This window comes from Conyzicola sp., from assembly GCF_046714715.1.
Taxonomy (GTDB): Bacteria; Actinomycetota; Actinomycetes; order Actinomycetales; family Microbacteriaceae; genus Conyzicola.
Window position 1 is genome coordinate 1 of record NZ_JBKKAD010000007.1, and the last position, 6,077, is coordinate 6,077.

Below are 6,077 nucleotides of genomic sequence, written 5' to 3' on the forward strand. Positions count from 1 at the left end.
GGCGAGGCGTACGCCTCCCAGGTGGCCACGCTGGCCGCCGCCGGCACCACCGTCACCGACGCTGTCTTCGAGATCACCACCGACGACGTGGCGGCGGCCTGCGACATCTTCCGCCCGATCTACGACGCCACCAACGGCTTCGACGGCCGCGTGTCGATCGAGGTCGAGCCCGGCTTCGCCCACGACGCCGACAAGACGCTCGCCCAGGCCCAGCAGCTGTGGAACAAGGTCAACCGCCCGAACGCGATGATCAAGATCCCGGCGACCATCGAGGGCCTCGAAGCCATCACCGAGACCATCGCACTGGGAATCAGCGTGAACGTCACCCTGATCTTCAGCCTCGAGCGCTACCGCGAGGTCATCAACGCCTACCTGTCGGGTCTCGAGAAGGCCCAGGCCGCCGGCATCGACCTCTCGACGCTCCACTCGGTCGCATCGTTCTTCGTGTCGCGCGTCGACACCGAGATCGACAAGCGTCTCGACGCGATCGGAACCGACGAGGCCAAGGCCCTCAAGGGCAAGGCCGGCGTCGCGAACGCCCAGCTCGCCTACGAGGTCTTCGAGGCCGCCTTCACGACCGAGCGCGCGCAGGTTCTGCTCGCCGCCGGCGCGAACAAGCAGCGCCCCCTCTGGGCATCGACGGGCGTCAAGGACCCCGCCGTGCTCGACACCACCTACGTCGTCGAGCTCGTCGCCCACGAGGTCGTCAACACCATGCCCGAGAAGACCCTCGAGGCGACGTTCGACCACGGAGTCATCGCCGGCGACTCGATCACCGGCTCGTACGCCGCGGCGAACGCCGTGCTCGACGCCATCGCCGCTCAGGGCATCTCCTACGACGAGGTGACCGCACTGCTCGAGAAGGAGGGCGTCGAGAAGTTCATCGTGAGCTGGAACGAACTGCTCGACACCGTGACGGCCGCCCTCGAGGCCGCTAAGTGAGTGTAAAAATCGCGGTAAGCGGAGCGGCCAAACAGGCCGTCGACCGCATCGTGCCGCAGCTCGTCAACGATCTCGTTGCGAGCCGCATCACGGGCCTCGATTCGACGCTGTGGGGAACCGACGCGGAGGAGGAGGCCGGCAAACGGCTCGGCTGGACCGAGTCCGTGACGGTCTCGTCTCCCCTGGTTCCCGACATCCTGGCGCTACGCGACAGGTTCCGCGCGGCCGGCATCACCCACTTCGTGCTCGGGGGCATGGGCGGCTCGTCGCTCGCCCCCGAGGTCATCACGAAGACCGAGGGTGCAGAGCTCACGGTGCTGGATGCGACCGATCCGAGCCAGGTTCGGTCAGCGCTCGCTGACCGTCTGGCGACCACCGCGGTGATCATCTCGTCGAAGTCCGGCGGGACCACCGAGACCGACAGCCAGAAGCGCGTCTACGAGAAGGCCTTCCGCGACGCGGGAATCGACCCGATCGACCGCATCGTCGTGGTAACCGACCCGGGCTCGCCGCTCGACGTCTCCGCCCGCGCCGACGGATACCGCGTCTTCAACGCCGACCCCACCGTCGGCGGGCGCTACTCGGCACTGACCGCGTTCGGCCTCGTGCCGTCCGGTCTCGCCGGCGTCGACATCCAGCAGCTGCTCGACGAGGCCGACGCGATGTCGTACTCGCTCGCCATCGACGACGAGTCCAACCCCGGACTCATCCTCGGTGCGGCGATCGCCGGCACCCGCCCGCTCAAGGACAAGCTCGCCATCGTCTCCGACGGAACCCACATCGTGGGCTTCGGCGACTGGATCGAGCAGCTCGTCGCGGAGTCGACCGGCAAGATCGGCAAGGGCATCCTGCCCGTCGTTCTCACCCCCGACGCTCCCGAGCTCGACCTGGACCTCGCCGACCTGCAGATCATCCGCCTCGTCGGCGACTACAAGGCCACCGAGCACCTCAACGAGGGCGACATCGAGATCACCGGAACGCTCGGCGCACTCATGCTCACCTGGGAGTACGCGGTCGTCGTAGCGGGACGCCTGCTCGGCATCAACCCGTTCGACCAGCCCGACGTGGAGTCGGCGAAGGTCGCGACCCGCGGTCTGCTCGACGCACGCCCCGAGCCGGTCGCCCCCGCGTTCACCGACGGCGGCATCGAGGTGCGCGGCACCGAGTCCGTGCTGACCGGCGTGTCCGATCTCGCGGGCGCCGTGGCATCCGTGCTCTCGACCCTCGGCGACGACGGCTACGTCTCGATCCAGGCCTACCTGGACCGCGTGAAGTACCCGAAGCTCGCTGCGACGCGCGACCTCGTCGCGGCCCGCGCCGGACGCCCCGTCACCTTCGGGTGGGGACCCCGGTTCCTGCACTCGACCGGCCAGTTCCACAAGGGCGGCCCAGCCGTCGGCGTCTTCATCCAGATCACCGAGATCTCGGACGTCGACCTGGAGATCCCGGAGCGCCCGTTCACCTTCGGACAGCTCATCCAGGCACAGGCGGCAGGTGACGCGAGCGTGCTCGCCCACCACGGCCGTCCCGTACTCACCCTCACGCTCACCGACGCGGCGACGCAGCTTCCCGCGCTCATCGCAGCGCTGAGCTAGTCGCAACCCGTAAAAGCACCAAGGAGCTGCATGTCCCCCGTGGATATCACACCGGAATTCAATCCCCTGCGGATTCCTTCCGACCGCCGCCTGAACCGCATCGCCGGTCCGAGCGCACTCATCATTTTCGGCGTGACGGGCGACCTGTCACGCAAGAAGCTGATGCCCGCCGTCTACGACCTCGCCAACCGCGGCCTGCTTCCCCCCGGCTTCGCGCTGGTCGGGTTCGCCCGCCGCGACTGGGAAGACCAGGACTTCGAAAAAGAGGTCTACGAGGCCGTCAAGCAGTACGCGCGCACGCCGTTCGATGAGGATGTCTGGCGCCAGTTGGCGCTCGGCATCCGTTTTGTGCAGGGCGAGTTCGACGACGCCGAGGCCTTCGACCGCCTCAAGGAGACGATCGAAGAACTCGATCGCGACCGCGGAACGATGGGAAACCACGCGTTCTACCTGTCGATCCCGCCGAAGTCGTTCCCGCAGGTCACCGAGCAGCTGCGTAACTCGGGACTGGCCGAGCAGCAGGACGGTCACTGGCGCCGCGTCGTCATCGAGAAGCCCTTCGGCAGCGACCTGAAGACGGCCCGCGAGCTCAACGCGGTCGTCGAGAGCGTCTTCCCGCCCGACAGCGTGTTCCGCATCGACCACTACCTCGGTAAGGAGACGGTGCAGAACATTCTCGCGCTGCGCTTCGCCAACGAGATGTACGAGCCGATCTGGAACGCCAACTACATCGACCACGTGCAGATCACGATGGCCGAGGACATCGGTGTGGGCGGCCGTGCCGGGTACTACGACGGCATCGGTGCGGCTCGCGACGTCATCCAGAACCACCTGCTGCAGCTGCTCGCCCTCACGGCGATGGAAGAGCCCATCTCGTTCGACGCTGCAGACCTGCGCGCCGAGAAGGAGAAGGTTCTCGCGGCAGTCAAGCTTCCGGCCGACCTCAGCAACTCGACGGCGCGCGGCCAGTACTCCGGCGGGTGGCAGGGCGGCGAGAAGGTCGCCGGCTTCCTCGACGAAGACGGCATGAACCCCGAGTCGCTCACCGAGACCTTCGCGGCCATCCGCCTCGACATCGGCACGCGCCGCTGGGCCGGTGTGCCCTTCTACCTGCGCGCAGGCAAGCGCCTCGGCCGCCGCGTCACCGAGATCGCCGTGGTCTTCAAGCGCGCCCCGCAGAACCTGTTCGCGGAGAGCCAGACCGGCACCCTCGGCCAGAACGCCATCGTCATCCGCGTTCAGCCCGACGAAGGAGTGACCATCCGCTTCGGTTCCAAGGTTCCCGGCGCCACCATGCAGGTGCGCGACGTGACCATGGACTTCGGCTACGGCCACGCCTTCACCGAAGCCAGCCCCGAGGCCTACGAGCGACTCATCCTCGACGTGCTCCTCGGCGACCCGCCCCTGTTCCCCCGCCACGAAGAGGTCGAACTCAGCTGGAAGATCCTCGACCCCATCGAGGAATTCTGGGCGACCCAGGGACAGCCAGAACAATACCGACCGGGCACCTGGGGACCACAGTCCGCAGACGACCTTCTAGCCCGCGACGGCAGAGTATGGAGACGACCATGATTGTCGACCTTCCCGACACAACGACCAGCAAGATCTCGAAGACGCTCGTCAAGATCCGCGAAGAGGGCGGCGCCGTCGCCCTCGGGCGGGTACTGACCCTCGTCATCTCGACGACGCTCGGCGAAGAAGAAGAGGCCATCGAGGCCGCTAACGACGCGTCGCGCGAGCACCCGATGCGCGTCATCGTGATCTCGACGAGCCAGGGTGTGGATGACGCGTCCGACTCGCGCATCGACGCCCAGATTCGCGTGGGCGGCGACGCCGGCGCGAGCGAGGTCATCGTCGTGCGCGCGTACGGCGATGCCGCGAGCGACCAGGAGGGGCTCGTCACCGGGCTCCTGCTGCCCGACGCGCCCGTCGTGGCCTGGTGGCCGGGCGTGCCCCCTGCCAACGCCTCCAAGTCGCCCCTCGGTGTGATCGCCCAGCGCCGCATCACCGACGCGGCCTCGAGCTCGAACCCCGCGCAGGCCCTCGTGCACGTCGCCCAGACGTACGCGCCCGGCGACACCGACTTCGCCTGGACCCGTCTCACCCTGTGGCGCGCCCAGCTCGCCGCCGTGCTCGACCAGCCGCCGTACGAGCCCGTCACGGGCGTCACCGTGCACGGCGCGGCCGACTCGCCCTCGACGGTGCTGCTCGCCGCCTGGCTGCAGCTGCAGCTCGAGGTCGACGTGAACCTCGAGGTCACGAACAAGTCGCACGGTTCCAGCGGAATCCAGGGCGTCGTGCTCGAGCGGGCCAGCGGCAAAATCGAGCTGGAACGCACCCTCGTGAACGTCGCGACGCTGATCCAGCCGAACCAGCCGACGCACGACATCTCGCTGCCGCGTCGCAGCCTGCGCGACTGCCTCTCCGAAGAACTGCGCAGGCTCGACCCCGACGATCTCTTCGGAGACGTGATCCAAAGCGGACTCGGCCAGCTCGGCAAGGTCACTCCGCACCTGCACACGGGTACGATCACAGCAGTGAAGATCGACGAAGAAACCGGAGTGGCCACGGCGTGACAGTAGGACGACGGGTGCTTGTACACCCAGATAAAGCAGCCCTCGCGGCATCAGTTGCCGCAAGGTTCATGACGAAGATGGTCGACCTGATCGACGAGTTCGGTCACGCAACCGTCGTCCTCACCGGTGGCACGATGGGTAGCGCGGTCCTCCGCGCCATCAACGAGTCGCCGGCCCGCGACACGATCGACTGGTCGGGAGTGCACTTCTGGTGGGGCGACGAGCGCTGGCTGCCCCGCGGCGACGCCGAACGCAACGAGACCCAGGCGCGCGAAGCGCTTCTCGACCACATCGCGATCGACGCCGGCAACATCCACGCGTTCCCCGCTTCGGGAGAGGGCATCGAATTGGATGACGCGGCAGCCGTCTACGCGCTGGAGCTCGCCGCCCACGCCGTCGAGGGCACCGCGCTCCCCCGTTTCGACATCACCTTCCTGGGCGTCGGGCCCGACGGACACGTCGCCTCGCTCTTCCCCGAGCAGGCCGGCATCCGGGAGACCGAGGCCACGGTCATCTCCGTGCGAAACGCCCCCAAGCCGCCGCCCGAGCGCCTGTCGCTCACGCTTCCGGTGATCAACTCGTCGACGCGCATCTGGATGGTCCTCGCGGGAGCCGACAAGGCCTCCGCGCTCGGCCTCAGCCTCGCCGGTGCGAGCATCAACGAGGTGCCGGCGGCCGGCGTCGAGGGACGTCGCAGCACGCTGTACTACGTCGACAAGGAAGCCACGGCCGAGGTTCCCGAGAACCTCACCGCCACGGAGATCTTCTGGACGGCAGCGGACGCCACCGACTAGCAGCACCGACGAAAAAGGCCGGCCCCGGATCATCCGGGGCCGGCCTTTTTTCGCGCCTGCCTTCTGCCAAGCGCCTGCCTTCTGCCAAATGAAGGAGATTTCGACGCCGAGGCCCCACGATCGGCACAAACGTGTGACTGAGACCCCATATCTCCTTCATTTGGCAGGTG

5 protein-coding genes are annotated in these 6,077 nt (G+C 67.6%); all 5 read left to right on the forward strand.

All coding sequences use genetic code 11. From position 1 onward, the window contains the following. On the forward strand, nt 1-942 hold a 942-nt coding region (gene tal / locus ACLQ6X_RS00650; RefSeq protein WP_411698231.1), incomplete at its 5' end, for a transaldolase. Next, a complete protein-coding gene (locus tag ACLQ6X_RS00655; protein ID WP_411698232.1) occupies nt 939-2,537 on the forward strand; it encodes a glucose-6-phosphate isomerase in 1,599 nt (532 codons plus the stop codon). The genes tal and ACLQ6X_RS00655, both read left to right, overlap by 4 nt. 30 nt (nt 2,538-2,567) lie before the next feature. Beyond that, a complete protein-coding gene (gene zwf, locus ACLQ6X_RS00660) occupies nt 2,568-4,109 on the forward strand; it encodes a glucose-6-phosphate dehydrogenase (RefSeq protein ID WP_411698233.1) in 1,542 nt (513 codons plus the stop codon). Beyond that, nucleotides 4,106-5,113, forward strand: a complete 1,008-nt coding sequence (locus ACLQ6X_RS00665; protein ID WP_411698234.1) for a glucose-6-phosphate dehydrogenase assembly protein OpcA — start codon at nt 4,106-4,108, stop codon at nt 5,111-5,113. The genes zwf and ACLQ6X_RS00665 overlap by 4 nt, the downstream gene beginning before the upstream one ends. Next, a complete protein-coding gene (gene pgl / locus ACLQ6X_RS00670) occupies nt 5,110-5,907 on the forward strand; it encodes a 6-phosphogluconolactonase (RefSeq protein WP_411698235.1) in 798 nt (265 codons plus the stop codon). The genes ACLQ6X_RS00665 and pgl overlap by 4 nt, the downstream gene beginning before the upstream one ends. The last annotated feature ends 170 nt before the right edge of the window (nt 5,908-6,077 follow it).

Bases quoted from the DNA above. Each gene is read 5' to 3' on its own strand.
- zwf (WP_411698233.1), top strand. From the start codon at position 2,568: ATGTCCCCCGTGGATATCACACCGGAATTCAATCCCCTGCGGATTCCT.
- ACLQ6X_RS00665 (WP_411698234.1), top strand. From the start codon at position 4,106: ATGATTGTCGACCTTCCCGACACAACGACCAGCAAGATCTCGAAGACG.